At 46.6% G+C, this 24,895-nt stretch carries 28 protein-coding genes and 1 pseudogene; 8 read left to right on the forward strand and 21 right to left on the reverse strand.

Features of this window, described 5'->3' with window-relative positions; genetic code table 11:
* Positions 1-4: 4 nt before the first annotated feature.
* Positions 5-889, reverse strand: coding sequence for a fatty acid desaturase family protein (locus Kalk_RS11540; RefSeq protein ID WP_101894392.1), 885 nt, complete (start codon positions 887-889; stop codon positions 5-7).
* Positions 890-1,021: 132 nt separating this feature from the next.
* Between Kalk_RS11540 and Kalk_RS11545 the strand changes: the two genes are divergently transcribed.
* The 7 genes and pseudogenes from Kalk_RS11545 to Kalk_RS11575 all read left to right on the forward strand — a co-directional run bounded on the left by Kalk_RS11545 (position 1,022) and on the right by Kalk_RS11575 (position 7,989).
* The gene (locus tag Kalk_RS11545) at positions 1,022-2,041 is read left to right on the forward strand and encodes an AraC family transcriptional regulator (RefSeq protein ID WP_101894393.1); all 1,020 of its coding nucleotides are present in this window, start codon (positions 1,022-1,024) and stop codon (positions 2,039-2,041) included.
* A 99-nt stretch (positions 2,042-2,140) separates the two neighbouring features.
* Entirely contained in the window at positions 2,141-4,939 is a 2,799-nt protein-coding gene (locus tag Kalk_RS11550; protein ID WP_101894394.1) for a monovalent cation/H+ antiporter subunit A, read from the forward strand.
* A pseudogene (locus tag Kalk_RS11555) lies at positions 4,939-5,253 on the forward strand (Na+/H+ antiporter subunit C); the annotation flags it as partial. The gene Kalk_RS11550 and the pseudogene Kalk_RS11555, both read left to right, overlap by 1 nt.
* Before the next feature lie 122 nt (positions 5,254-5,375).
* Entirely contained in the window at positions 5,376-6,869 is a 1,494-nt protein-coding gene (locus Kalk_RS11560) for a monovalent cation/H+ antiporter subunit D (protein ID WP_407656826.1), read from the forward strand.
* Positions 6,862-7,350, forward strand: coding sequence for a Na+/H+ antiporter subunit E (locus Kalk_RS11565; protein ID WP_199767900.1), 489 nt, complete (start codon positions 6,862-6,864; stop codon positions 7,348-7,350). The genes Kalk_RS11560 and Kalk_RS11565 overlap by 8 nt, the downstream gene beginning before the upstream one ends.
* A complete protein-coding gene (locus Kalk_RS11570) occupies positions 7,344-7,613 on the forward strand; it encodes a K+/H+ antiporter subunit F (RefSeq protein ID WP_101894398.1) in 270 nt (89 codons plus the stop codon). Before Kalk_RS11565 ends, Kalk_RS11570 begins: the two co-directional genes overlap by 7 nt.
* A gap of 13 nt (positions 7,614-7,626) precedes the next feature.
* Entirely contained in the window at positions 7,627-7,989 is a 363-nt protein-coding gene (locus Kalk_RS11575) for a Na+/H+ antiporter subunit G (RefSeq protein ID WP_101894399.1), read from the forward strand.
* A 5-nt stretch (positions 7,990-7,994) separates the two neighbouring features.
* Here Kalk_RS11575 and Kalk_RS11580 read toward each other — a convergent pair whose 3' ends face one another.
* Complete coding sequence (locus Kalk_RS11580) at positions 7,995-8,345, reverse strand: hypothetical protein (protein WP_101894400.1); 351 nt, start codon at positions 8,343-8,345, stop codon at positions 7,995-7,997.
* Between the two features lie 26 nt (positions 8,346-8,371).
* Positions 8,372-9,343 carry an MOSC domain-containing protein gene (locus tag Kalk_RS11585; RefSeq protein WP_101894401.1) on the reverse strand — a complete coding sequence of 324 codons (972 nt, stop codon included), beginning with the start codon at positions 9,341-9,343 and terminating at the stop codon, positions 8,372-8,374.
* Between the two features lie 96 nt (positions 9,344-9,439).
* Between Kalk_RS11585 and Kalk_RS11590 the strand changes: the two genes are divergently transcribed.
* Positions 9,440-9,733: a YebG family protein gene (locus Kalk_RS11590; protein WP_101894402.1), complete on the forward strand. Its 294-nt coding sequence runs from the start codon at positions 9,440-9,442 to the stop codon at positions 9,731-9,733.
* Positions 9,734-9,850: 117 nt separating this feature from the next.
* Here the strand turns inward: Kalk_RS11590 and Kalk_RS11595 are convergent, their stop codons facing one another.
* From Kalk_RS11595 to Kalk_RS11695, 18 genes are all read right to left on the reverse strand, one after another.
* A complete protein-coding gene (locus Kalk_RS11595) occupies positions 9,851-10,330 on the reverse strand; it encodes a hypothetical protein (protein ID WP_101894403.1) in 480 nt (159 codons plus the stop codon).
* Between the two features lie 56 nt (positions 10,331-10,386).
* Complete coding sequence (locus Kalk_RS11600) at positions 10,387-10,776, reverse strand: SGNH/GDSL hydrolase family protein (protein WP_101894404.1); 390 nt, start codon at positions 10,774-10,776, stop codon at positions 10,387-10,389.
* 1 nt (position 10,777) lies between these two features.
* A complete protein-coding gene (locus tag Kalk_RS11605) occupies positions 10,778-11,377 on the reverse strand; it encodes a 4a-hydroxytetrahydrobiopterin dehydratase (protein ID WP_101894405.1) in 600 nt (199 codons plus the stop codon).
* 252 nt (positions 11,378-11,629) lie between these two features.
* Positions 11,630-11,983: a glutaredoxin domain-containing protein gene (locus tag Kalk_RS11610; protein ID WP_101894406.1), complete on the reverse strand. Its 354-nt coding sequence runs from the start codon at positions 11,981-11,983 to the stop codon at positions 11,630-11,632.
* A gap of 75 nt (positions 11,984-12,058) precedes the next feature.
* Positions 12,059-13,681, reverse strand: a complete 1,623-nt coding sequence (locus Kalk_RS11615) for a hypothetical protein (RefSeq protein ID WP_101894407.1) — start codon at positions 13,679-13,681, stop codon at positions 12,059-12,061.
* 257 nt (positions 13,682-13,938) lie between these two features.
* Positions 13,939-15,402 (reverse strand): peptidoglycan-binding domain-containing protein, encoded by a 1,464-nt coding sequence (locus Kalk_RS11620; protein WP_101894408.1) that lies wholly within the window; start codon positions 15,400-15,402, stop codon positions 13,939-13,941.
* Positions 15,403-15,409: 7 nt separating this feature from the next.
* Complete coding sequence (locus Kalk_RS11625) at positions 15,410-15,865, reverse strand: hypothetical protein (RefSeq protein WP_101894409.1); 456 nt, start codon at positions 15,863-15,865, stop codon at positions 15,410-15,412.
* 27 nt (positions 15,866-15,892) lie between these two features.
* Positions 15,893-16,129, reverse strand: a complete 237-nt coding sequence (locus tag Kalk_RS11630) for a hypothetical protein (RefSeq protein ID WP_101894410.1) — start codon at positions 16,127-16,129, stop codon at positions 15,893-15,895.
* Between the two features lie 131 nt (positions 16,130-16,260).
* Positions 16,261-16,512 carry a hypothetical protein gene (locus tag Kalk_RS11635; protein ID WP_158643451.1) on the reverse strand — a complete coding sequence of 84 codons (252 nt, stop codon included), beginning with the start codon at positions 16,510-16,512 and terminating at the stop codon, positions 16,261-16,263.
* A 592-nt stretch (positions 16,513-17,104) separates the two neighbouring features.
* Positions 17,105-17,467: a hypothetical protein gene (locus Kalk_RS11645; protein ID WP_101894412.1), complete on the reverse strand. Its 363-nt coding sequence runs from the start codon at positions 17,465-17,467 to the stop codon at positions 17,105-17,107.
* 94 nt (positions 17,468-17,561) lie between these two features.
* Complete coding sequence (locus tag Kalk_RS11650) at positions 17,562-18,092, reverse strand: hypothetical protein (RefSeq protein ID WP_101894413.1); 531 nt, start codon at positions 18,090-18,092, stop codon at positions 17,562-17,564.
* A gap of 87 nt (positions 18,093-18,179) precedes the next feature.
* Complete coding sequence (locus tag Kalk_RS11655) at positions 18,180-18,935, reverse strand: alpha/beta hydrolase family esterase (protein ID WP_158643452.1); 756 nt, start codon at positions 18,933-18,935, stop codon at positions 18,180-18,182.
* 111 nt (positions 18,936-19,046) lie between these two features.
* On the reverse strand, positions 19,047-19,331 hold the full coding sequence (locus Kalk_RS11660) for a hypothetical protein (RefSeq protein ID WP_101894415.1): 285 nt from the start codon (positions 19,329-19,331) through the stop codon (positions 19,047-19,049).
* 424 nt (positions 19,332-19,755) lie between these two features.
* Positions 19,756-20,487 carry a hypothetical protein gene (locus Kalk_RS11670; RefSeq protein WP_101894416.1) on the reverse strand — a complete coding sequence of 244 codons (732 nt, stop codon included), beginning with the start codon at positions 20,485-20,487 and terminating at the stop codon, positions 19,756-19,758.
* A gap of 384 nt (positions 20,488-20,871) precedes the next feature.
* Positions 20,872-21,414, reverse strand: coding sequence for a hypothetical protein (locus Kalk_RS11680; protein ID WP_101894418.1), 543 nt, complete (start codon positions 21,412-21,414; stop codon positions 20,872-20,874).
* Between the two features lie 138 nt (positions 21,415-21,552).
* Positions 21,553-23,286 (reverse strand): ATP-binding protein, encoded by a 1,734-nt coding sequence (locus Kalk_RS11685; protein WP_101894419.1) that lies wholly within the window; start codon positions 23,284-23,286, stop codon positions 21,553-21,555.
* An 11-nt stretch (positions 23,287-23,297) separates the two neighbouring features.
* Positions 23,298-24,302, reverse strand: a complete 1,005-nt coding sequence (locus Kalk_RS11690) for an SIR2 family protein (RefSeq protein WP_199767901.1) — start codon at positions 24,300-24,302, stop codon at positions 23,298-23,300.
* A 155-nt stretch (positions 24,303-24,457) separates the two neighbouring features.
* Positions 24,458-24,748 carry a hypothetical protein gene (locus tag Kalk_RS11695; protein WP_101894421.1) on the reverse strand — a complete coding sequence of 97 codons (291 nt, stop codon included), beginning with the start codon at positions 24,746-24,748 and terminating at the stop codon, positions 24,458-24,460.
* Between the last annotated feature and the right edge of the window lie 147 nt (positions 24,749-24,895).

Here is a 24,895-nt window from a genome sequence, read left to right on the forward strand (position 1 = left end):
CCTACTAAGACGTGATCGGCTTGCGACTGAAGATTCCGACAATCGGCGTACCATGAGCCCTTAGAATTGGCTCAATTTCCCGATGCACGGCATGGTAACGATAAAACGGAACGCGTGGAAACAGATGATGAATTGAATGCAGATTCTGCCCCAGCCAAAACCATTCGAAAGGTTTCATCCACAACGGCATGATCAAACTGTTGGTGTTGCGATAACGAGTAGGATCTTGATACGGAATATGGGGGCGATAGGCAAACCAGTAAGCGGTAAAAAACCCACCCAACAAATAGCCCACCACAACCACCACCGACACCCCAGGTTGATCCACTGTGACCACAACCACAACCCGCCAGCCCAGCGAAACCAATACCTCGGCACAATAAATGATGCGCTCTTTAACCGGCGCGGCCGACCATTGCTGCCGGGCGAAAAAACTGTTCTGAATCCACAAAAAACGCAACACCGTCAACAGCGCACTTAGTGGGCCTTTACTCATGCCGCTGATAATGTAATCGGGATCTTTATCCGGCTGGTTAGTATAACGATGATGAGTGAAATGCTCATGTCGATGGGAGGCATAGGGCACCGCGATCAAGGGCGCAACCACATAGCCGCACAGATCATTCAACCACTTGCGCTGATCATTGCTGCCATGAATATTGCCGTGGGCCGCCTCGTGCAGGGGTGTGTATGACATATAAGTCAGTGCACCCATTAACAGAGTTGCCACCCACACAGGCAACATACCATGGGCAAACAATACTAGATTCGTTACAAAAGCAGCCACCACAAACACCACCAGTGCCATGGTCAGCCACGCGACCCGCCCCATATGCCGCCGAGCAACTGCGATGGCCTGTTTGTTAAGGATGGTAAGATCCTGCGACATAACCGAACTCCAATGAATAACACGTATTTCACTGTAGCGAACATCCTCAAACCGACACAGGGCACTAATGGCCTTTCACCCGACACTAATGGCCAGCTACCCCGGATCAGATCGATCGGCTAAACTTTGGCTATGCCAAACACCCAAGCCATCCTGCACCCTGTCGCCATCAGTCAGGTTATGATTAACTTTGCCGCGAACCTCGGCGTGGATCAGGATACCTGTCTGCTGGGCACCGGCATTTCCGAACCCCAGCTACAGGACAGCAACGCCCTGATCGAGCGCTCTCAAGAGATGCGCCTGATCGAAAATCTCATTCTGGCACTGCCCGAGGTTGCGGCGCTCGGGTTCACATTAGGTTTGCAGTACAACATGGCTACCTTCGGCATTTGGGGCTTTGCTCTGCGCACCAGCCGAACCCTGAGGGAGGCCACTACCCTGGCCCTGCGTTATCTTCCGCTCAGCACCGCTTACTGTCGTATGCAATCATTTGATCAGGGCGCGTGCTTTGGGCTCAGCATGGATCCCGATGCCATCCCCAGTCATCTGCGCCAGTTCCTGCTGGAACGGGATATGGCCACGGCCATCACGCTACTGAAGGAGCTGAGCCTGGCGGGTTTTAATATCATCTCGATTGAATTCAAAGGCGAACCACCCGAGTATATCAATTACCTTGAAGAGATCTGCGGCATCAGGCCCAATTACTACAGCGATCACAACGCCATCCTGTTAAGCAGCCAGGACGCGGACAAGCCACTGCCTACCTACGATAGCCACCTCGTGCGTATTCTGGACGAACAATGCCAACGACAACTGCAGGCCAGAACGACAGCCGGGCTGTCGAACCAGGTACGACAGCAATTGCTTGGGCCGCTAGGCCTGATTGCAACGCTGGACGAGGTTGCCCATGGTCTGGCAATGTCAGCGCGTACGCTGCGTCGTAAACTGGATCAGGAGAACACCAGCTTTCGCGCTCTGGTGGATGAAGAGCGCCGTCAGGTTGCGCTGCAACTGCTGCGCGCCAGCGACATGAAACTGGACGAGTTGGCAATTCATCTTGGCTATACCGATACCGCCAGTTTTACTCGCGCATTTCGCCGCTGGATGGGAAGCTCTCCCGGGGAATATCGAAAATCACAACAGCCTGAGTAACAACAACCGCACTAACCATCTAACGTCCACAACGCTTTCATGCTATCTTTTCATGTTGATAACTAAACATTATTTCCGTTACCTGAGGCTCTTGGTTGCATGAGTGTGTTATGGATTCTGCTGTTGCCTATGATGGGCATCCTGCTGCCGTTGATTTTCGCCCGAGGTGGGCGCAGCCTCAGCGCCTGGCTGACAGCACTGATGCCCGCGTTAGCGCTGGGCATCCTTCTGCAATTTGCCCCACATGTGTTTTCTGGCGAAGTGCCCACATTCTCGGCTCCCTGGGTGCCTCTGCTTGGGCTTGAACTGTCCCTGCACCTGGATGGCCTGGCCTTTCTGTTTTGTTTGCTGATCCTGGGGATTGGCTTACTGATCATTCTCTATGCCCGCTATTACCTCTCTGAAGCCGATAACATGGGCCTGTTCTATGCCTACCTGTTGTTTTTCATGGTGGCGATGCTCGGTGTGGTGCTGTCCAGCAATCTGCTGCAACTGTGGCTGTTCTGGGAACTGACCAGCATCAGCTCATTCCTGCTGATCAGTTTCTGGTGGCATAAGAGTGAAGCGCGCAAAGGGGCTCGCATGGCACTGACCGTCACAGGTGCCGGAGGTTTGGCCTTATTGGGTGCATTACTGCTGATTGGCGAAGTTGCAGGCACCTATGAGCTGCGGGAAGTATTAAGCAAAGGGGATCTGCTGCGAAACAGTGCTTATTATCCCGCCATTTTGGCCCTGTTTTTATTGGGGGCTTTCACCAAGTCGGCTCAGTTTCCGTTCCAATTCTGGTTGCCCCATGCCATGGCTGCCCCCACACCGGTGTCGGCGTACCTGCATTCCGCCACCATGGTGAAAGCCGGGGTGTTTCTGATGGCCCGCTTCTACCCGGTGCTGGCGGGCACCGAAGCCTGGTTTGTTGCCGTCTCACTTACCGGTATGGCCACCATGCTGCTGGGCGCATATATCGCCTTGTTCAAACACGACCTCAAAGGCCTGCTGGCTTATTCCACCGTCAGCCATCTGGGCCTGATCACGCTGCTACTGGGCCTGGGCACCGATCTGGCAGCCGTGGCGGCCGTGTTCCATATCATTAACCACGCCGTATTCAAGGCATCCCTGTTTATGGCCGCCGGTATCATTGATCACGAATCAGGTACCCGCGACATGCGCAAACTGAACGGTTTGTGGAAATACATGCCCTATACCGCCACCCTGGCCATGGTAGCGGCCTCGTCCATGGCCGGGGTTCCGTTGATGAACGGCTTCCTGTCTAAGGAAATGCTGTTTACAGAGACCCTGCATCAATACACCCTGGGAGCACTTTCCTGGTGGATTCCACTGCTGGCCACGGCAGGCGGCGCGTTGGCCGTAGCGTATTCGCTGCGCTTTATGCACGATGTCTTCTTCAATGGTGAGCCCATCGACCTGCCGAAAACCCCTCATGAACCACCGCGTTATATGCGGGTCCCCGTGGAAATTCTGGTGGTGTTATGTTTGTTGGTGGGGATCTTTCCACAGTTTATGGTGGGGGACTTGCTGGATAACGCCTCTATGGCGGTGCTGCAAAGCAGCCTGCCCAGTTACAGCCTGGCGGTATGGCACGGCTTCAATTTCCCGCTGCTGATGAGCGGGATGGCGGTTGTGGGTGGCCTGACCTTATATATCAACCGTCGCCACCTGTTCGATTTTCAGGATCAATTCACCGATCGCGACGCCAAATACGTATTCGAGGGCCTGGTGCAAAAACTCATCGCCCGAGCCACCACGCTGCACAATTGGTTGGATAATGGCGCACTGCAACGCTCCATGTTTCTACTGATACTGCTGGCGCTGGTGGTGAGCGCTGCACCGCTATTTAACCTGGTAAACACCGCTGGCAAACATCCTCAACTGCCTATCAACTGGGTGGTGGGCTTCTGTGCCGGGCTGATGATCGCCGCCACCTTTGTCACCTTATGGTGGAGCCATCTGCGCCTGGTGGCATTGATTGCCCTCTCGGTGGTGGGGCTGGTTGTTTCTATCGCCTTTGCCTATTTCTCAGCGCCGGATCTTGCCCTGACACAACTGTCGGTAGAGGTGGTAACCATACTGCTATTCCTGTTGGCGCTGTTCTTCCTGCCACAGAAAAGCCCGGTTATCGACAGCCCATTTACCATCATTGTGCGTGATTTCAGCATCGCCGCTCTGTTCGGCAGCGTTATCGGCACGCTCTGTTACGCCATGCTAACCAGGCAACCATTGAACAGCATTTCTGATTTCTTTATTGAGAACAGCAAGCCCGGTGGTGGCGGCACTAACGTAGTCAATGTCATTCTGGTGGATTTCCGTGGCTTCGACACCTTGGGGGAAATCACCGTACTGGGCATTGCCGCGCTGGGCATCTACAAGTTGCTGCAACAGATGCTGGTGTTTATGCCGTCCGCCGATAGCAAAGGGTTTCGTTGGTCCAAAGAACGCCATCCATTCCTGCTGGCGGTCGTTTCGCAAAGTTTACTGCCCCTGGCACTGCTGGTATCCGCTTACATCTTCCTGCGCGGCCACAATATGCCCGGAGGGGGCTTTATCGCCGGACTCATTACCGCCATTGCCCTCATCCAGCAATACGTGGCCCATGGTGTCGAGTGGATGAAGCAGCGCATGCCCATTAACTACCTGGGCCTCATCGCCAGTGGCTTGTTTATCGCCACCCTGTCAGGGCTTGGCAGCTGGGCCTTTGATCGCAACTTCCTCACTACCTGGTTTGATCATTTCCATCTGCCTATTGTCGGTGAATTTGAACTGGCCAGTGCCATGGTGTTCGATTTTGGCGTGTATCTCACCGTAATTGGCGCGACTCTGCTGATTCTGGCCAACCTGGGTAAACTCACCACCAACGAGCGCCTGGGGGCGGGGGATAACTGATGGAATTTACCTTCTCTTTGAGTGTAGGCGTGCTGACCACCGCCGGCATCTATCTGATGCTGCGGGCACAAACCTTTCCCGTCATTCTGGGGCTTACCCTGCTGTCTTACGCCGTGAATCTGTTTCTGTTTGCCAGCGGACGCCTAACCGTAAATGGTGCCGCCATTATTGGACACAGCGAACAATACGCCGATCCACTACCCCAAGCACTGGTGCTCACAGCTATCGTTATTGGATTCGCCATGACGGCCTTCGTGTTGATACTGGCCATACGGGCCCGCGCCGATCTGGGCAACGACCAAGTCGATGGGCGTGAGCTGCCCCCGGAACGCACAGCCGTAGAGGAAGCACTGGCAGATCGACTTGAAAAGAACCAGGCCCTCCATAGTCAAACCCAGAAAACCCCATCCAGAAAAACAAGGAAGCACTCTTGATGCTGCAGCATTTACCGGTACTGCCGCTATTGATTCCCCTGCTGGGCGGTGTTCTGCTGTTATCACCACCGCTGGCCACAACCCTGCGCAGGCAACGGGTAACCGGCACACTGCTGGCGTTGCTGCAGCTGGCAGTGGCGGTTTACCTGTTATTACAGGTGGATCAACAAGGTACCCTGGTATACGCCATGGGGGAGTGGCAAGCGCCCTTCGGCATCGTCTTGGTTGTGGATCACCTCGCCACTCTATTACTGGTACTGACCGCCTTCCTGTTGCTGTGTGTACAACTTTACAGCTGTGGCGGTGAAGACCAACACGGCAAATTCCTGCACCCTTTGCTGATGTTTCAGGCACTGGGTATACAAGGGGCGTTTCTCACCGGCGATCTATTCAACCTGTTCGTATTCTTTGAAATCCTGCTGATCGCATCCTATGCCTTGCTGATTCATGGTGGCGGCCCGCAAAAGACTCTGGCCAACGTCCATTACGTAACACTTAACCTGGCCGGATCTGCTTTGTTCTTATTTGCCCTGGGAATCATGTACGGCACCTTCGGCACCCTCAACATGGCCGACATGCAGCAACGGGCGGCACACATCCCCGCGAACAATGTACAACTGGCCAAATCCGGAGCCATGTTGTTACTGGTGGTGTTTGGATTGAAATCGGCCATGATGCCACTGCATTTTTGGTTGCCCCGTGCCTATGCAGTGGCACCGGCCCCGGTGGCTGCACTGTTTGCCATTATGACAAAAGTCGGTATCTACAGCCTATGGCGAGTGCACAGCAGCATTTTTGGTGACAACGCCGGAGATCTGGCCAACATCGCTCAGCCCTGGCTATGGCCGTTGGCGTGGCTTACCCTCGCAGTCGGCGTCGTCGCCACGCTCGCCAGCCAAACCCTGCGAGCTCTGACGGCCAATCTGGTGATCGTATCCATCGGCAGCCTGCTCTTAATGGTGGCCCTCAACACCTTGGAGGCCACCACCAGCGCCATCTACTACATGATCCACAGCACCCTGGCCACGGCCCTGATGTTCCTGATCGCAGGCCTGATCATCAATCAACGAGGCAAGGCTGAAGATCGTTTTGTGCAGGCGCGCCCGGTGGCTCAACCGGCACTGCTGGGGGCGCTGTTCTTCCTGGCGGCACTGGCTCTGATCGGCATGCCCCCCATATCCGGTTTTATCGGTAAAGCATTGATGCTGAAAGCCGCTCTGGCCAGTGAGCAGGCTGGCTGGATCTGGCCCCCCATATTGTTGGCCAGCCTGGCAGCACTGATCATGCTATCCCGTAGCGGTGGCACCCTGTTCTGGCGAACACGGGGTGAAAATTCAAACCCAACTCGCGTATCACCGGTACAGCTGACCGCCGTTTGCCTGCTGGTGATCGCCTTACCACTGATGGTGGCTTTTGCCGACACCATAACGCAGTATGCGCAACGGGCAGCCCAGGACATGCTTCTTGGCCTGAAAGTAGGAGGTGACCGTGCTTAAACGACTCTTTCCCATGCCGCTGCACACCTGCATTTTGTTGGTGGTGTGGCTGCTGCTGAATGATCTCAGTGCCGGACATTTCACCCTCGGCCTCATCCTCGCCATCATGATCCCCTGGGTTGCCGCGCCATTGAGTGATCCCCATGCGCGGGTAAAAAAGCCGCTGCGTGCTTTGCGATACGTCCTAATGGTGCTGGGCGATATCGTGGTGTCGAACTTTGAAGTAGCGAACCGCATCCTCAAACCAAACCGATTGTTACGTCCTGGCTTGATCGCCTTGCCACTGGATCTGACTGGCCAATTCCCGCTGGCACTGCTGGCCAGCACCATCTCACTAACACCGGGCACCGTCAGCGTAGATTTCTCCGAGGATATGAAATGGCTGTATATCCACGCACTGCATGTGGACGATGAACAAAGCCTTATCCAAAGAATCAAGACGCGCTACGAAGCGCCACTACGGGAGATCTTCGCATGCTGACAACCGTACTGATGGTGGTATCCGTGATGGTGGGATTGGCTCTGGTACTGAACACCATTCGTCTGCTGGCGGGACCTTCCACAGCAGATCGCATTCTGGCGCTGGATACTCTCTACATCAACAGCATCGCATTGATTGTGTTGCTGGGCCTATACTTTTCCAGCGACATGTATTTTGAATCCGCCCTGCTGATTGCCATGTTGGGGTTTGTCAGTACCGCTGCACTGGCCAAGTACCTGCTGCGTGGCGACATAATCGAATAGAGGAGGGAACATTATGGTGTTTTGGATTGAGGTATTTGCCTCTTTTTTACTGATGACAGGCGGCCTCTTTATTTTAATTGGTGCGTTGGGCATGGTTAAACTGCCCGATTTTTACACCCGCTTGCATGCACCCACCAAAGCCACCACGCTGGGCATCGGCTGCATTCTGATTGCCTCCATGGCTTTGCATGCACTAAGAGGTGACGGCCTATCCATTCATGAACTGGTCATCAGCCTGTTCCTGTTTATTACCGCACCGGTGTCGGCCTACATGGTCGCCAAGGCTGCATTGCAACGCCGCACCCAACTGGTAGAAGGCACCTTGAACACAGAGATGAGCAAAAACATTCTTGAAAGAAGGCCGCCGGGGGACTAACCGCGCTAGCTGTCATCACTCATTGCGCTAACGTGCTTTGCAAAGTACGTATGATAATCCTCGGCGGACAAACCCGTAATATCCAGAAACGCCTCATCCTCTCCAGGCACGGCTATCAAATTCCCTTCTGCAAACTTTATGGTATTTCCTGCATGATCAACCAAGGTGAACGCATCGTTTAACACAATAAACACAACACCGTTATCCTCTTCGCCACCAATGCTCTTAATCCATCCAGCCAATGCCTTGGCACCACCCACGTTATCAAACAGCCCTGAAACTGCGTGTATGGTCGGATCGCCGCGCTCAAGTTTAGTGGTGCCAACTTTGTCGCCATCGTGGGTAAGGGTATACATAGTGATATTCCTGTTATTAATTGGGTTTATTTTTTTACTATAAGATCAATAGCGTTAAGCAAACTATGACTGACCTTGTTTTTCAAATAACCAGATACGCCATCCAGCTTTTTGCTTAACGCTGAATCCTTACCTGGCTCCCACCTGACTTCATCCCCTACTTTAATCTGGCCCTGTTTCAGCACCGAGGCATTGATGCCGAAGTGTCGCTGAGTGTGGGAGTTGATCGAGCGTAAAACGCTGCTGTCTTTAGCGCAATTAAATTGTGGTTGAGCGGGCATGGAACATCGTACCGTTCGTGACTCACACTGAATGACAACGTTCGATCCGATCGATAATTTACCGCCAACCCAACTGAAATCATCAAAATCCACCACGCCCTCATTGCTTTCAATAACCAAATTGGGCCTGAATCTATGGGGGCCAAAATCAGCACCGGGCTCAAGCTCTTTCATCTTACTCAGCGCGCCCGTCGTCACCACATGCAACGGATACACATCATGATATCGGCCCAGTGGCGTCGAAAAAATCATAAGCTCCGTCAGCAATTTCCATGAAATTGAGGAGAAGTCAGGCAGCTCCTTTGAAGCAAACATTCGCTTCATTTCCTTACTGCCCATCACCCCGGATAACCTGTAATGACGCCAGTTACGACTCGATTGCAATGGCCAAAGAGACACGCTCTTGCCCAACGCCGCTGAAAGCTTGTTATTAATATCTGGAGCAGAGGAATCAGCCTGCGTACCGTCCGGGAACGTAATGCGAACATTAGGGATGGCATTACCAACGGGTTCTTGCAGGTATTCAGCGGCAAACAACAACAGCTTGGGCAGCGTGCGCACCACCACATTCTCATTGATGGTGTCATCTCGCACAATCCAACCACGATCACCCAGCATGCCTGATTCAGTAATGGTTGCCGTGCTGGTGGTTTGCCCCACCATTGATTTAACAGGGTAACGCCAAAGCTCCTTAACTGTACCGACTGTAATGCTCATTGATTCCTCAACATAATGGCTACTTATCACTTGCCAATAATACTGTATACCTATACAGTATTAACTCAATCAACAATAAACTCCACGAGGTGATACATGGCTGTTGTGGCAATGTGGAAATGCGATAGAGATGGCAGTATGTTTGATGACAAAAAAGACGCTGATGCCCATGACAAAATGCTGGAACTAGCCGAAGGATTTGCAGCATTACTCGCCCGTCATTCCGATAGTATCAACGAACAGGAAGCCGAACAACTCGGGTTGCTGCTCTCAAAGCATAAAGATCAGATCATCGCTGCCTGTAAAGGCAAGCCTGAAGTACTTTCACACATAGGTACCGATCAACCACAGGAAACCTCCAACATCACACCGTTGGCCGCCACGTCATAACCTATGACTTATGTTCAAACGTACTTTGGTGTATTGGGCACTTCCACCACACCACAAGAAACTGTCCAATACACCAAAGTACGTTTGAACTACACCTGTAAAAGCACCGATTAAAGATTAGTTCACTATACATACATTGCTGGCAACATTATCAATCTTCGCTTTATTCCCCTCATACTGGGAGAACTCAACAACCATGCTTTTTATTTCTTCATGTAGGAATACACCATCATCCGGCTTCATTTTATAGATTGCGGAACATAATAGTTTTCCATCCGACTGAAAGTCAGAGGGTGCCATGTCTTCAAGGCCCATGTTACATCCGTATCTTATTGCAGCCGGGTGCCCAATCAAAGCCGCCACCATTAATTGATTGTGTGCTTTCTCTATTGAGATTGAATTCTCAGAACTGAGATCACCCTCTCCATAGTCCTTCATAATAATTTCGATCGCCTCGTCATACAGCTCATTAGAACTGTTACGCTCATTACTGTACAGATAATAACAAAACTGATTTTGATCTGATGGATTGGCAGGATTCGTCGAACACGATGCCAGAAAAGTGAAAGCAATTAATAGTGGTAGTTCGTATCTCATGGATTCCATTCCTTTCGATTGTATTGATTATAATATAATATCTATATTTCGCTGTTTTACATCAGTACATCCCAGCTCACAACCTCTGCTGCTATAGCCATGCCCAATACACGATGCTGTATTTGATCAAGATGTATACCATCAACTGCACTTGCACAAACCGACTTATTGGAATCATAAAATAGCATGCCAAGCTCTGATGTTACTTTTTCAAGCTCCTCAGGCAAACCCACATACCTGGATTCCGCTCCTTTAAATTTACTGGCAATTGATCCCATAGGGTTAGTTATCCAGGGAGGTGCAACTACCAATATTTCAGGTATTGGCATACCAGGCTCAATCGGTGAATTACGTGTAACCGAAATTAGCTTAGCGACTCCTTGCGCTGACATCCAAGCTTCGTTGGTATGAGTAGATTGAAAATCGTTAGTGCCCAACTTGATCACTCTATACGCCTTTTCCGGCATCACGCCAGATCTGTTCGAAAAGGCCCGCGAGTTCTGCATCCCTATTGGTTATTTGCCGATCGAGATCATAGGTTGAAAGCCATACCTCTACGCGACTATACGTATTTTCCCATCTAGGGTGATGATCACAAATCACTACTGCTTGCTCAACAGCCTTATTCATAAAATCAAATGCAGCTTCAAATGTTTTAAACTCATAATGTCGATGAAGCTCCCTGATCGTGTCTCCATTCTCTAGTTTGGTTTCCACCACATCCCAATTCGGAAGACCCGCCAGCAGGGTGCGCTCTTCCTCCAACGTCAATTTTTTAGGGGTGTTGTCAGCGTTGGGGCAGGGAACAGGTATTGATTTAACTGATTGACTAATGGTGCGCTGCTCACAGGAATGGATGCCATCTTCCAGTAAATCACTTTTCGTAAGCATCCCGAAGATCGCTGCTCCCAGCTCAATCAGGAAAGCACCAAACAGGCCTTTTAAGTAAAACTCTTCTATAGCAATAACTTTCGTAACGCCCAACAGGGTGATCGTGGCCGTCACAACAAACAGCGCTAACAGAATAGTGAAAAGCACATTTTTCATATTCGATCCGTTATATCAACTTCACACCTGCAAGAATGACTAAGAACTTATTACGTATGATTGTTAAGGATTACTTTCTAGTATTGGGCGTAAAGCCAATGTGACTCCTGATTCAAGATCATGCTGTTTTTCAAAAACATCTTCCCGAATTTCACTGACAAAAAATCTACCCCATGCACTGAAGTACCAAAGCTTTCCTTAAGCGTCACTATGCTCCGTTCACATACAGCTTTAGATACTAGGGGCCATTGGCTATAGCTTTTGACCATACATTGCGAGCACATCGTCAATGCTCGGGCGAATTGAAATTTTACCATTAACATCCACTACAGGGAGATTATATCTTCGCGTCGATATACGAGACTCCTCCATTCGTGCATGAATCGAATCCGCTACCTCTCTTTCATCTATTTTAAAATATCTGAAATTGACACCTGCACTTGAAAGATCATCCAGTGTTTTTTGAGTAAAACCACAGGAGTCTCGCCCATACACCACAACGTAAGGCTGCTCCATAAGCGGGTCTAAAGATTGATTGGACTGATACCTTTCCCACCCTTTAAACCCTGCGAAAATCAGCAACGCAATGACTGCAAATTTTTTCATTCTGTTCTCCTATTGTAGAACGACGTGAAAAACACCAATGACATATCAGAGCACCCTGCAGTAGTTCACGAACAATCAGCAATTTTTGTTTCCATTGGTACTTAGGTTACTCTTACCTAGTCGCACCCTTAACGCATCGATCTCTGATTGGCAGAGCAATGGGCTTTGGCGTATCGAAAATGATGTTCCGACACTTATTAAATTATCGAATGGAAGCGATGTAAGCCTTGTTCCTGTCAACACAAATTGTTCGCCAACCGATTCAAGATATCTAAAATCTTCGAAATCCAACAGAAATTGATCAGCCACATAAAGCTGTTCATCAATGTGGGTTATGTTTTCGAATATACTGATATCTGAAAGGGAATCGTTCCACATCAAACTGATAGTGCCGCCACCGAAGTCAGCATTTGCAAGCCCGTTGAGGTTGGTTAATCGCTCATTTCTGTGAAGCCTAATCGATCTAAAATACTTAAGATTCGTGAGTCCGTCTACACTGCGTAAGTTAGCATTGCTTTCAAGGAACAGGGTATCCCCTATAGATTCTATATTATTAAAACCTTCAAGATCTCTCACACTAAGATTGGCAAGCTTTAGAGTGCCTCCTATTGTCGACAGATTCTGAAATCCGCTGAAGTCATTAATACCCGTTCCATTCAGATAAAACGAACCTGTGATTTCGGTAAGCCTACCAAAACCGGCTATAGCAGTAAGAGAATTGCCAAAAGTTAAATCAAGGTTATTCCCCAAAGTTTCTAAACTGGCGAATGCTGCAACGCTGCTAATGTTGCTTAACTCATCCATTTTAATCGATCCGCTAACCGTATTTAACCGGTCTAGCCCTGTCAGAGTCCTGAGCGCAGGCAGGTTAATAAGAGCAAGGTTATCGCCAATAGTCGTTAAAGAATTTAATCCACTAATAGAGTTTAGGCGAGCATTGTCATTAGCATAAAAATCGCCGCCAATTTCAGTCAGAGAATCTAAGCCATCAAGATTGGTAACCAAACTAGATGAAGTTAATATGAAATTGCCACCGATACGCTCAAGTGCATGAAGGTTTCCAAAATCTAATGCTCCTTCCACGTCCCTGATATAGAGGCCACCGGTTATCTCCGAGTAACCTGCTAAATGCTGTATGTCATCTTTGTCTCTGACTATGAATGATCCATGCCATGTGGGTGGCGCTTGATTATGGGCATTCGGATGAATAACCCAAGTGGCCGATTCCGCTATTCCCCCGCAAGCATAACTACCGTCTTCGCAATGGCCTTCGGTTTTGAACTGAACGGTTATGAGCGAATACAGATTCGCATCTTCTTCTGCTAACTCAAGACTGTAGTGATAGCTATTGTCGGATGCCAGGCTTTCTTCAATCGTTGCAATGTTCGAAACCTCCAAGCCGTAGTAGTCACGATTGTTATAATCGTAAATGTCTTGGTCAGCATCACCGATGGTACCCTCAGCCCCAGCGCCACCTTCTGTGTCACGATATTTTGTGACCACCCAGCTTCGTGAAGTGCTGTTAGAGGCGCCCTCTACAGTGAATTCCAGTACTGATCCTGCGCCCGCCAAGATGGTTTTTTTCTGCTCAGGCAGCACAGAATCCAGGCGGATCGGCTCATGTATATAGATGTCACAACCGGTTAAGGCACCAACCGAAATAAAATGAATTAGCAGGATTAGTTTTTTAAAGTCCATTTAAGTAATACTCCACAGTATCTATTTATTATTTTGCGTTTTGGTATTGATCGTTCGAGGAGGTAGTAAAAAAGATTTACTGTATAGAGTATGTTGTTCAAATTCAATCAGCAGGCCTAATCTGATAGCTCTGTTAAATCGACTTTGTGTAACGAATGCGCGATATTATGTTCGCGTGCGTTTATAACGGTGCAGTTGCCTGGGCATTCCAACTTGTTGTTGTCACTACTGAATCCGCTGGCATCTTGTTAATCAAACTAATCCATCATTTTTTCAGCAAACAGACGCTGAAGCGTGGTTCGGGTATTCTTTCCATAGATACCATCCGGCTTTAAGCCTTGACTAGACTGAAACCGTTTAAGCTCAACCTCTGTGGCGTTACCCCATAACCCGTCCTCTTTAAGGCCTGCATCCATCACGGCATTTAAAGCACGCTGAATGAATCGTGTTTCGGCAGGGTTTACCGTGCGGCCACTGCCTTTGGCAAGATCGATCTGATATTCAATAAAACTTCTTTCAGCAAAATCACTCCATGCGGCCTGTTCAACACCAAGATCTTTTGCGATCTGTGCTACCGAAACTTCGCCCTTACTGGCTTTCACCGCTTGATAGAATGCTTTTAACTGACCTAGTTCATCAATATACGTATAAAAAAGTCGTAACCGGGCAAGATCACGATGGTCTAACTTAATGTCGCCTTTGTATTTTTCATACAGATCAAGGGGCGCTACCTCTTCAAAATTCATCCCATCCAATCGCCAATTGGGCAGTGGTATCAAACGGTTATTCTGCCATTTTGTTCTCTCGTAGATTGTTGCAAAGGCTTCTTCTAGCCAACCGGGGGCCTCAGGGAAATCAGCGAAGATTAGAGCATGAATCATCTCGTGCAGCAGCGTGCCATATCCGCCCATTACCGTTGCAAAGATCACATTGTCACGCTTGTTAAAATAACCCATAAAAGGGTGCCCTGATTTGAAGCGCAACTCTGGATAGAGCTTATTTGTTAAATCGATCAAACTTTCTGGATAGTCCCCAAGAAACAACACCACTGGCCTGTGCTGAGTGTATCCAAATATATGATTCTGAAAATAAGTATAAAAATCTTTCACTCCGCGTTCATAATGTTGCCGAGCGGCTCTCTGGCTTTCATATGAAACAATCAGAAAATTTGTATTTTTGAAGGGTTGATATTGTTTAAAGCGATCTTCTAGATAATCAAGGTGTGCGTTTGGATCAACATTGTCGGGATACAGCGTCGGCAAACGCTGGCCTTCCCTCAACTCAGGCTCATATTTAATTCCCTTCAGCATCATTGAAACTGATATTTCATGCCCAGGGCTCGGTTCATCTTGCTTACGTAATGCCACTAACATGAAACGACTTTCACTAGCCGCAATTTCTGCATTCACGCGCTGCTTGTCGGTTAATGCTATATCCGCCGCCTTGCGATACCATTCAACGGCTTGATCATATTCACCCAACCCATCGTAGGTTGCCGCAGCGCTGTAGGTGTATTTAAAGTTGCCTGGATTCAACTCATTACTTTTAAGCACCAGTGCCAGCGCATCTTTCAACTCACCATTGGTCACATTTGGTTTGGTGTAAATCGCCTTAAAATCATCAAAAGACTGTTTTGCTTCTGCCTCCTCGTTAGGGCCCGACCAAACAACCGCAGGCAAGACACATAGCAGCACATTTAACATCCAAATTGATATTTTCATGATCTACCTATTCGGGTAATGTTCTTAGGCTTCCTGGCGGTACTGGCTTACTGTCCTGCTGTAGTGGCTCGGCTACCGATGATTGCGAAATAGTTGCGGGTTTAACGCTAATATTGAGTGGCTTGCTGACAAAAAGCCCCCACAGGATGATGGCTGCACCTGCCAACACAAAAAATGCACCGGGGCTGCCTGCCTTTAGCCTCGTTTTAATACCTTTGCCTTCCAGACCAAAGTCGATGTCGCCTGTTACGCCCTTAATCAGGGTATCATGGCCAAGCTTCACGATCAGATACCCTATTACAAACGCTGTAATCTTGATTGCCGTTACACTCAGTATAAAGCTCACCGCCATGGGTGTGGAGTGAGTAAAAAACGCCGCTATATCTTGATCTGAAGAAGTGGCCTGAGCAAAGGCATTGGGGGATAGGGCAATGAAGTAGATCAGACAAGCAAGCGTTCTCATATTTTATATTCCGTATCCATGAGTGAGCTATAGCACCGCAATTGCTCTGGTAATGTTTTGTCTTGCAGCCCGTTCATACTTATCTTTGAAATAACCTAAATTATAAATACTGGGGCTGTTCAAGAACGATTTAAGCAATTCCTTTCTTTTTTTTCGGTAGATCAACGCTGGCACTACCTTGTACTCTTTGCGTACATTATAGCAATCTATTGAAGATTCCAGCCCCATAGCACTCATTAGCGCTTCCCATCTATCTTTGGTCATCTTGTTCCCCTCGCGCTACACACCCCATACCGAACGGTTGTAATCTGATTACGTGCAGTGCGATATCACACACAGAATTGGTTAAATGTTGCCCAGCCTTTATCAAAGTGAATCATCATAAACCGATCCGGCTATTCACTTTTATCATCAACATTCAGATAACGCACTGCCTGCCAGTAATAACCATTATCCTTGTCATACGTCATTTTGAACGTTTCACCGGTACGATGATTTACTAAAAATGGAGTTTTACTGACATACTTTTGTCCGCCAGAATTTGTTTTGTCATAAGAGTATTCACTTTCAACTATCGAGTACTTATGTGACATGCACCCTGAAATAAGCACTGAAACGATTAGTGTTGCAAATATCTTCATGCTCATAGCTAGATCCTTTTTGAAATATTCATAATTTTTGGAAACGGCCATTCAAATATATTTATCTGTATTTCGGCTGACTTAATATAATCACACTGAGCCAGTGTAGGCGCTGCGTCTCGCAGAGGCGGACAAACTTCCATATTCGGCTTCTGCCCATGTATTTGTTAGCGCTACTAGTTACATGGAATGTCGAAATCAACTGACAGTCCATTCCTGTGCGTCTTGTGCGGCCTAAACTGACCGCCATCTTTAAATCCTGTTTCTGCATACTTATAGATCTTGTTGGGTAGTTCCTTCTCAAGTGCCGCATAGGCGGCTATTAAAATTTCGTGAACTTCAGAATGTACATAAGTACGCCCGGCTAATCTTGCGACATTACTATACGTTACAAAGTTTGGTCCTGAACGGGGTAGCTCCACTCCACTTTCCAATCGTCCTTCAGAGGTAGTGCCATAGCACACACTCTCTGAGCCAAAGACATAACAGGGCAGCCACAGACTAGTAATCAGAAAGTATTTCATAATGCTCATGGTGCTAAGCCTTGCTACCCAGGTGGCCCTGTTGACGGACTTGTTTGTGCTAAATACTAGAATTCTTAAATTGTATAAACATGATGATGAAGTACAAATTCAACTATCTCATCAAGTTTTCTTTCGTTGATCAAACCCATCTCTCGATGCGCATCGACATACGCAATTATAAATTGGGTTTCGTAGTGTTTGATAGCTTCAGGGTCTACTTTTAACCCTTGCTCGCACTCAGCCATATAATCTTTGCCAAGATCTCTCGGTACGTCCTTTTTGCTCAGCCCTCTATTTCTTATAACATGAGGGACTGCAAGTTTAAAAAGAGACTGCTTCGACAATTCATCTAAACTTGTCAATGACGATATCGACGCTTCAAGAGCTTTCTCTATTTCTTGAGCCCAATGCTTATTTTTCCTGGGAATTTTCATCATGCCCTACGTATGAAATCTAATCGTATAGTAAAGGATATCGATGCATGTGCTCATAGAGTTAACGCCTTGCTAACCTTCCCTGCTCGGCAAATTGTTAGCTGGATTTTCCAAGTACAAAATAATTACCCTGCACAATACCTTTTGCCCTATACATATCTTTTACATGACCACGAATAACCTTACCGTCAATATCCCATGAATAATTCATGTATGCTGCATTGGGCTCATCAGACTTGTGGCACTGAATCGGTTTACTCTCATCGACAACACCATTAATTATGGTAGGACCAAATTCGTAGCAAGGAAAGTGTGGTCTATACCACCAAACATCAGGCATGCCGACAGTTCGGCCCTTTGTTGGTAAATGCCACACATTCAGATCACCATTTTGCTTTCTATATACGAACAGAGACCAGCCATAACCATTGTAAATTGAGCCAAATGAAGGATTTGGGGCAATTATCCTAAACTCACCATTTCGTAAATCAGAAATATCAATTCGTATTAGAGCCGCATCCGCCTTTGCACTTGGTTTCATTGCCATTACAAATGGATATAGCGCTCCAACTCCACCGACCACAATCAATCCAAATATCACTATTCTCAAATATTTTTTTCTATCCATGAGTAATTTTAGGCACTATCAGCTAACGTTGAGCACATGGGCGCCGCGTAGCGGCGTACCACCGGCCGCAGGCTGCGAATGATGCTGTTATATTCTGCTCATAAATGCCCACACACTCGCATTTATTCGATCAAAATCTTCATAATACCAATGGCTATGGTTTTGCATGATTATTAGCGACGTCGGATAGCCATATTTTTCGAGCCATGCTGTAGTTTCTCTGGCCGATTCCACAGAAAAAATATGGTCCCGATCACCTAGAAAAATACCAACTCGCGGTAATGCTGAGGCTTGATGATTAATAGCCGACTTAGTCAGCTCAGGCAAGGTTCCTGCGTGGACTGCAATAGCAGTGTACTCATTGGGATACAATGCGGCTAAAGAAATCGCTTTCCGAGCACCATTAGAATGACCAAATAGGTATATTTTCTTGGATGATTTTCCGAATTTATTCAATGCATCTTTCATTGCTTCATTAATGAAGCCTGAGTCATCTATCGCAACATCCCAGTTATTTCCTACCCCGTTTGGCGCGACCACCATAAAACCATGCTTATCTGAACATTTTCTCCATGCATCTACCATTGACGAGCCGGATCTTCCTGCCCCGTGAAGAGCAACAACCACCGGCATTTCCTTAGGGGTTGATTTTGGCACATGCACAAAATATGACTTTACTTCATCTCTATATCTAAAATTTATCCGTTCTCGCTCATTGACGGCAGGAACATACTCGAACTTGCTTAGCTTAAGATCATTGAGCTTCAAATCAATTTTGTATTCACTCCCCATGACAGATGAGCTTAACAAAGCAAGCGATATTGCAACTATTCTTATTATCATATTCGGGAGATTCCTCAGCACAGGGGCCCGACGGAGTGGAGCCAATTGCGGTAAAGTGAGCGCAGCGCACCACAATTGGTGACGCATAGTTGGATTCCTGTGATGTAGGCGTTAGGCGATTTCATTTGCTATAGCTAGCTCTAGCTGTTCTATGGACCCAAGCACAGAGGCATGATTATCTACCCAATCAACGCCTAAATACTCACGAATAGACTTACCATCTAGTATGCCTTTCATTACTTTCGCCGTTCTTGCTTGCAACAGCCCATGAGACAAGCCCATTACATACTCGCTTTCATCTGCCACCGGATCGCCAAGCTCTGAGCCCCACTTTTTCTGTATAGCAGAAATCAGCTTCCCTGCTGCTGCCTCAGATATCGACTTTCGTTTTGGCATTTTCTGAAGCCTCAGTACTTACTCAGCACTTTAACAGAACGAATAGAGACATTCTGAGGCAGCTCTCGTATACATAACCAGTACTCCTCACGAACATCTTCGTCAATTGCTGCGGTGGTGCTATAGAGTGCATCCCGTCCGTCTTTTCGGCATCCGGATATCCAATAGTGATCTCCGGTCTCGACATCAAAGTAATTTGACTTAAACCCAGCTCCCTTAAGAGTCTGAAACGTGCGCCCTGCATAATGAAGCGACTGCCCTGATCTGGAAAATCTTACTCGACCAATTCTCGCAGAGCCAATCAGCCCGTCATTCTCTTTATATTCGATGTACATTATTCTTGATGAGTTCTTCATTACTGATTTCGCTTAGCGCTTTTATAACCTGCGTCTCGCGTCAGGTTGATAAATTTGTTAAGCGGACTCTAATCCCTACGCAGAATGGCCTCAGTAGTTGAATCGATTTTACACCCCGTTGGTAATTCAACTGAAGAAACCTTAGGAACTCTGCTCATGTAAACATGGTCGTAACCTAGTTTTTTAGAGTACGCTTTCCCCTCAATTTCTGTTGAAGAGTATCCGCTCAAATCAATTTCATGGATATCTAATATTTCTTTCTCATTTTCATAAACAGTTAGGATTAATTTATTATTCTTAACCTCCCAACGCCCAGCAAAGTTGTTCGGTCCATCTCCAGAACCCAGCATACCCGTATAACAATAATCTCTTTCGTACTTTAAATAGACACACCCCTCGCCAACATCATTAGGATCATCAGAATCCGAATACACAACTTCAATTTTATGAACATCAAACACTGATAATGCACACTTATAGAGTCGACCATCCCGCTCTACATAACTCTGGTCAACACCTGAAAGCACATGACTAAAGTACCCGTTATCATAAAACAATATTCCAGTCTCGTTTCCCTTCTTTGCTTTATTTCCGTAACAATTTATACATAAATTCCAAGCAGTGTTGTCAAAAATGAAATGATCTTCGTCAACTGGAATCATGTTGATAACGTTCTTCGCTGAGTTCAATAGCGTGGACATAGAAATTAATACTACACCAAAGAATAGTAGCGCTGAAAAGAGCGTATGATTTTTCAGATACTTAATAATTTTGTCATACCTAGTTCCATTGTTGCTCACATTTATTCCTTATAATCCAATACTGCAGAAAGATTAAAGATTTCTCTTCACTCTAGGAATTAGTCGCATATTGAGAATGTCTAGCGTTATTTCTTCCACTGATTCGTCATTGTAGTACTTCTCTAATAAGGCTTTCTCTTTTAAGTAAGCAGCCCAAAATTTCTTCCAGTCCTTCTCTTTCTTCGGAGACGGCACTCTAACTTTCCAATGCACATATTCGCACACTTTCCCACAGGTAGCGCACTTTACAGGCTTATCAGAGTTTTGATCTCTTCTATATTTTTGCTTGCATTCAACGCAAGCCCACGTTCTTTTGCTCATATTCCTACTTGATGCTTAGCGCCTTAATGACGCGCCCCACCAGGGGACGCGTTGATTAACTTGTTAAGTGTTCGGCGTACCATCTTGAACCACATCGACACCTAAAATAGCTGCTTTGGCACTATGTGCCAAACCAATATTGCTTTTTTCACCAGCTAATCGTCTCTCGTAATCATAATCGAATTTGAAGAACTGCTCAGCTCCCGGATGATACACAGTATTGCTTAATAACATTGTGCTTCTTGCGTCCAAAACTTTGCCATTCTCATCATAAAAAACTGCGTTTACAGATAGATTTTGTAATGCGTAGGCTGAAGCATTCTTAATTCTGAATAAAGCCTCTTGTTTCCCAGGCCATTTGGATGGATTTATTTTTACAAATTCAACCTCAAGTGAAGCTAATATCTGTTTAACATCGACAATCTCTTTTACTCCTGACGCTTTCTCTACTTCTACGACCTCCGGCTTCAAAGCGCTAGCAGCTAAAAATGGAAATGATTGCATCAATGTCTTTTGCGCTACATACGCAAACCAATATGGCGAAATAACAAGAAATACAAGGACTGCTACTATTCTTGAATCCAAAATCTTCCATAACTTACTCATATAAAACTCCTTATTTTTACACTTAAAGCCCAGCACAGCGGCAGAAAAAACTGGCGCGTAATTGCGGAGCAATTTTAGTGACAGATTTGGCTGTCCGTTGGTGCTGCTTGTTATGCATTTTTCCAATCAGGATCTACTTTATTGAATATTTTGCTTGCGCCAATTATCTATAGCTAACGGAAGTCTCCCTTCTTCTACTGGCGCCTGCCATTCGTCCCAAAAATCCACAGTCCCGCTGTTCGGCCTATTCAGTGGCTCGTCAATTCTTATTCTACTGGGAAGCAAGCTAGCATCGCCGACTACCAACGCCTCGCCCGTATCCAAAGTTGGAAGAATATCTCCAAATCCACCTAAACTATCCGGAAGTAGTTTTTTAATAACTCCTTGGTCTTCTGCATTTGTCAGCCTCATAGAAATGAAATTGCTACACTGACTCAGCATGGTTTTATTTACCTCGGACGGCCTTTGACTAATCACTACAAGGCTTACACCGTACTTACGGCCTTCTTTTGCAATTCGTTCGAATATGTCAATTGATACGCTATCAGCTGAATCGGCCGAACTCCTTTGTGGCATATAAAGATGTGCTTCATCACAAAGCAATGCTATTGGGTGCCGCAAATCCCCTGGAGTCCAATGCTGAACTGAAAATGCAACGCGCGCGACCAAGGAAACTATTAGTGGAAGTATGTCGGAAGGAACTTCTGAGAAATTTACAATTTTAATTCCTGCTCTTCCGTTTTCGGAAGTGCTTCCCAACAGCTTTGTAGACAACCGGCTTAGCCAAGAAAAATCCATTATGTCGTTGCCGCCATTGAAAAGGAAGCCAAGCCGACGATCCGAAATCTTATTCTCTAAGCGAGATATCATCCTCGCCAACTTGCCAAAAAATTCGCCTTGTTTCTCTGACCCGGCTCTGGCGCCTTGAACCATCTCGGTGTTTATATAGTTCAACCGATCAAGAAGTTCATGCAAGTTAAAAGGTACAGGGCTATCTACCGTAAAATGCGACAAAATATCATCATGACCATTATCTTCTAAATATTTACGTTTTGATTGGTTTATCTCTCTAGCAACAATCATCGCCTGATTAGGTGCATTTTGATCACTACGGTCAACAAACATTGACACCAGAGCTTCGTAGGAAAGTAGCCAGTAAGGAAGGTAAAGTATACCGTCATCCAAAGTTCGCCCTGCTTCTACATCAGCTGGGCCAGCAACCTTTAGCTGCTGAATACCGTCTCCTACTAGCGGGGAGTATTCACCATGAAGATCAAAGACTATGGCATTAGCGGAGCTCAGCCCTGCCATTTGCTCAATTATTCTGGCGGTAGTCCATGACTTTCCCGATCCCGTACTTCCGCCTATAAATGCATGTCGTTGAAAAAACTTATTGCCATTTAGGTAAGCAATTGCATGCTCATCTAGGGTGTATTTTCCAAGGGTTAGAGCATTTCCATCGTCCGCAATACTTGAAAGGGTTCTCATAAATCCAGTAAGATTTCCTCCCTCCAGTGAAAAGCAGTTAGCATCAATTTCAGGAACCGATTCAAGTGTTCGACGAAATACGTTCTCTTTTTCGCCATCGCGATCCAATAAAGTACCAATGAGTGCGATTTTACAGAGGTTTAGCTCGGGGGACTGGTCAACAATACCCTCATCGATTATCTCAGAGATAGCCTTCTTTCTTGTAACTTGAACTATTAGTCCTATGAGGTGCTGCCCAGGCCTGCTGCTTTGCAAAACAGCTAAATGATTTACCTGTAACCTTTTCAGTTGATCCACATTGTCTACATCTACAACTACTGTAGCCGTATCAACAGATGCCACTTTCCCTAATGCATCATTGTCCATAAAATTGAAAATTGGCATCTCTATAACCCCTACATTATTAATGTCAGATAGCCTTGGAGGCTCCATAAATTCTTTTCAACTACTACTGGCTCCTTTTCAAGGGAACTGTAAATCACTGACTGGTCGTCATGTGCACCCCGTTCAATTGCTAGGTAGTTATTTACACCGCCATTGATAACATGCTTTTTAGTAGCCTCGGAAAGTGCGTATGTCACGATAGTAATTGGCGCTCCTTGCCGTGCACATTTTCTCATAAGTTTTGGTTGTATATGCTCATCATTAAATCCATAGCCAACACACAGATATGATGCTGCATTAGTAATGGCAAGGTCTGCGTTGTTTATAATTGAACGATATGGCTCTAGGTGAGTTCTTTGGTATTTCTGAGTTCCAGGCGTCACAATCTGAGGTAAATATCCGGCCGGGATTTCTTCTAGGTGCGATAATCCAATAACGTCTTTTAATGGTGATTCAAACCAATCGAGCGACCCGTGCACTTTCCATATATTAGCTTTACGTGAAACTTTAACCTCAGACGGTTGAGATAGCTGGCGAAAATAGCCATGAGTAAAGCCTGTGTAATGGTGGATATTTTCTTTGTCACAAGCGTATTCGGCAAGCCTGTCATAATTCGTTGTAATGATGTTAATAGTAGAGATGCTTGATCTGAACATATGCGAAAGAAGTATACCCAAACTATAACGGTCATTACCTTCAAGACTTCTTTTGAAAATTTCCAGATCTTCTCGGTTTATAAGAGTCCATGTGTGGTTAATGATTTTTCCTGTTAGTGCTTCGGACACTTGCACCTGATGCAAAGCTGTTTCTAAGCCGACTCCCGAATTCAAAGCTTCACAAAAGCTAACCCAATTACTTTGGTCTTTTTCAGGAAGATCCGATACATCGGTATGTTCAATTAAATAATTGGCCAATTTCCCCATGCCGGACATACCATAGGCTGCTGAGGCACCGCTTCCTAGAACTATGAGCGGTGCCCTTGCATAATAGTCCTGTGCCTGCTTTTCAATACTCATCAAAGCCACTACTAGTTGCACGGTGCATGATTTTCATAACGCCCCGATCACCGGGCAGCGTAGTGGAACTATTTTTGTGGTATAAGAGCGAAGCGATACCACAAAAATTGTGGAACGTAGCTGGCTCCGCGTGCATCGGATTGTTATGTTTGGGACTATTGCACATTGGTAGCCTCCTTGTATTTTGAAATTGCTTCTTTTACTGCGTTGCACTCAGTTTCGTATCCATGAATAGGTAACGATTTGATCATATCTTGAAACTTGGTAGCGGCCTCTGAATCATTGGATTTTGCCACTCGTACGGCCTCATCAGAAACGAAGTCAATGACGCTTGAGTAGCACATGTTCGCATTGAACCATGTGAACCACGCACCCAAACCGTACGAAACTCCAAGAATGACCACAATCCCTATAATTGAAACAGCAATTTTTGCAATCTTAAGCATTACCTATTACCGGAAACATAACATCACACTATCCAAACCCAACCCAAATAACCCCGCCATTACCCAAAGCACAGATCCCTTCATTTGGCCACAAATTCCCAAATGGAGAACAATTCATATTTGCCTGTTCAGTATTGAATAAATTGG

It is taken from the genome of Ketobacter alkanivorans, from assembly GCF_002863865.1.
Lineage (GTDB): Bacteria > Pseudomonadota > Gammaproteobacteria > Pseudomonadales > Ketobacteraceae > Ketobacter > Ketobacter alkanivorans.

What these genes read in the sequence shown, in the direction of transcription:
- Kalk_RS11540 (WP_101894392.1), bottom strand. Translation starts at nt 889, where the DNA reads ATGTCGCAGGATCTTACCATCCTTAACAAACAGGCCATCGCAGTTGCT.
- Kalk_RS11545 (WP_101894393.1), top strand. Translation starts at nt 1,022, where the DNA reads ATGCCAAACACCCAAGCCATCCTGCACCCTGTCGCCATCAGTCAGGTT.
- Kalk_RS11550 (WP_101894394.1), top strand. Translation starts at nt 2,141, where the DNA reads ATGAGTGTGTTATGGATTCTGCTGTTGCCTATGATGGGCATCCTGCTG.
- Kalk_RS11570 (WP_101894398.1), top strand. Translation starts at nt 7,344, where the DNA reads ATGCTGACAACCGTACTGATGGTGGTATCCGTGATGGTGGGATTGGCT.
- Kalk_RS11575 (WP_101894399.1), top strand. Translation starts at nt 7,627, where the DNA reads ATGGTGTTTTGGATTGAGGTATTTGCCTCTTTTTTACTGATGACAGGC.
- Kalk_RS11580 (WP_101894400.1), bottom strand. Translation starts at nt 8,345, where the DNA reads ATGTATACCCTTACCCACGATGGCGACAAAGTTGGCACCACTAAACTT.
- Kalk_RS11585 (WP_101894401.1), bottom strand. Translation starts at nt 9,343, where the DNA reads ATGAGCATTACAGTCGGTACAGTTAAGGAGCTTTGGCGTTACCCTGTT.
- Kalk_RS11590 (WP_101894402.1), top strand. Translation starts at nt 9,440, where the DNA reads ATGGCTGTTGTGGCAATGTGGAAATGCGATAGAGATGGCAGTATGTTT.
- Kalk_RS11595 (WP_101894403.1), bottom strand. Translation starts at nt 10,330, where the DNA reads ATGAGATACGAACTACCACTATTAATTGCTTTCACTTTTCTGGCATCG.
- Kalk_RS11605 (WP_101894405.1), bottom strand. Translation starts at nt 11,377, where the DNA reads ATGAAAAATGTGCTTTTCACTATTCTGTTAGCGCTGTTTGTTGTGACG.
- Kalk_RS11610 (WP_101894406.1), bottom strand. Translation starts at nt 11,983, where the DNA reads ATGAAAAAATTTGCAGTCATTGCGTTGCTGATTTTCGCAGGGTTTAAA.
- Kalk_RS11615 (WP_101894407.1), bottom strand. Translation starts at nt 13,681, where the DNA reads ATGGACTTTAAAAAACTAATCCTGCTAATTCATTTTATTTCGGTTGGT.
- Kalk_RS11620 (WP_101894408.1), bottom strand. Translation starts at nt 15,402, where the DNA reads ATGAAAATATCAATTTGGATGTTAAATGTGCTGCTATGTGTCTTGCCT.
- Kalk_RS11625 (WP_101894409.1), bottom strand. Translation starts at nt 15,865, where the DNA reads ATGAGAACGCTTGCTTGTCTGATCTACTTCATTGCCCTATCCCCCAAT.
- Kalk_RS11630 (WP_101894410.1), bottom strand. Translation starts at nt 16,129, where the DNA reads ATGACCAAAGATAGATGGGAAGCGCTAATGAGTGCTATGGGGCTGGAA.
- Kalk_RS11635 (WP_158643451.1), bottom strand. Translation starts at nt 16,512, where the DNA reads ATGAGCATGAAGATATTTGCAACACTAATCGTTTCAGTGCTTATTTCA.
- Kalk_RS11645 (WP_101894412.1), bottom strand. Translation starts at nt 17,467, where the DNA reads ATGATGAAAATTCCCAGGAAAAATAAGCATTGGGCTCAAGAAATAGAG.
- Kalk_RS11650 (WP_101894413.1), bottom strand. Translation starts at nt 18,092, where the DNA reads ATGGATAGAAAAAAATATTTGAGAATAGTGATATTTGGATTGATTGTG.
- Kalk_RS11655 (WP_158643452.1), bottom strand. Translation starts at nt 18,935, where the DNA reads ATGATAATAAGAATAGTTGCAATATCGCTTGCTTTGTTAAGCTCATCT.
- Kalk_RS11660 (WP_101894415.1), bottom strand. Translation starts at nt 19,331, where the DNA reads ATGCCAAAACGAAAGTCGATATCTGAGGCAGCAGCAGGGAAGCTGATT.
- Kalk_RS11680 (WP_101894418.1), bottom strand. Translation starts at nt 21,414, where the DNA reads ATGAGTAAGTTATGGAAGATTTTGGATTCAAGAATAGTAGCAGTCCTT.
- Kalk_RS11685 (WP_101894419.1), bottom strand. Translation starts at nt 23,286, where the DNA reads ATGCCAATTTTCAATTTTATGGACAATGATGCATTAGGGAAAGTGGCA.
- Kalk_RS11690 (WP_199767901.1), bottom strand. Translation starts at nt 24,302, where the DNA reads ATGAGTATTGAAAAGCAGGCACAGGACTATTATGCAAGGGCACCGCTC.
- Kalk_RS11695 (WP_101894421.1), bottom strand. Translation starts at nt 24,748, where the DNA reads ATGCTTAAGATTGCAAAAATTGCTGTTTCAATTATAGGGATTGTGGTC.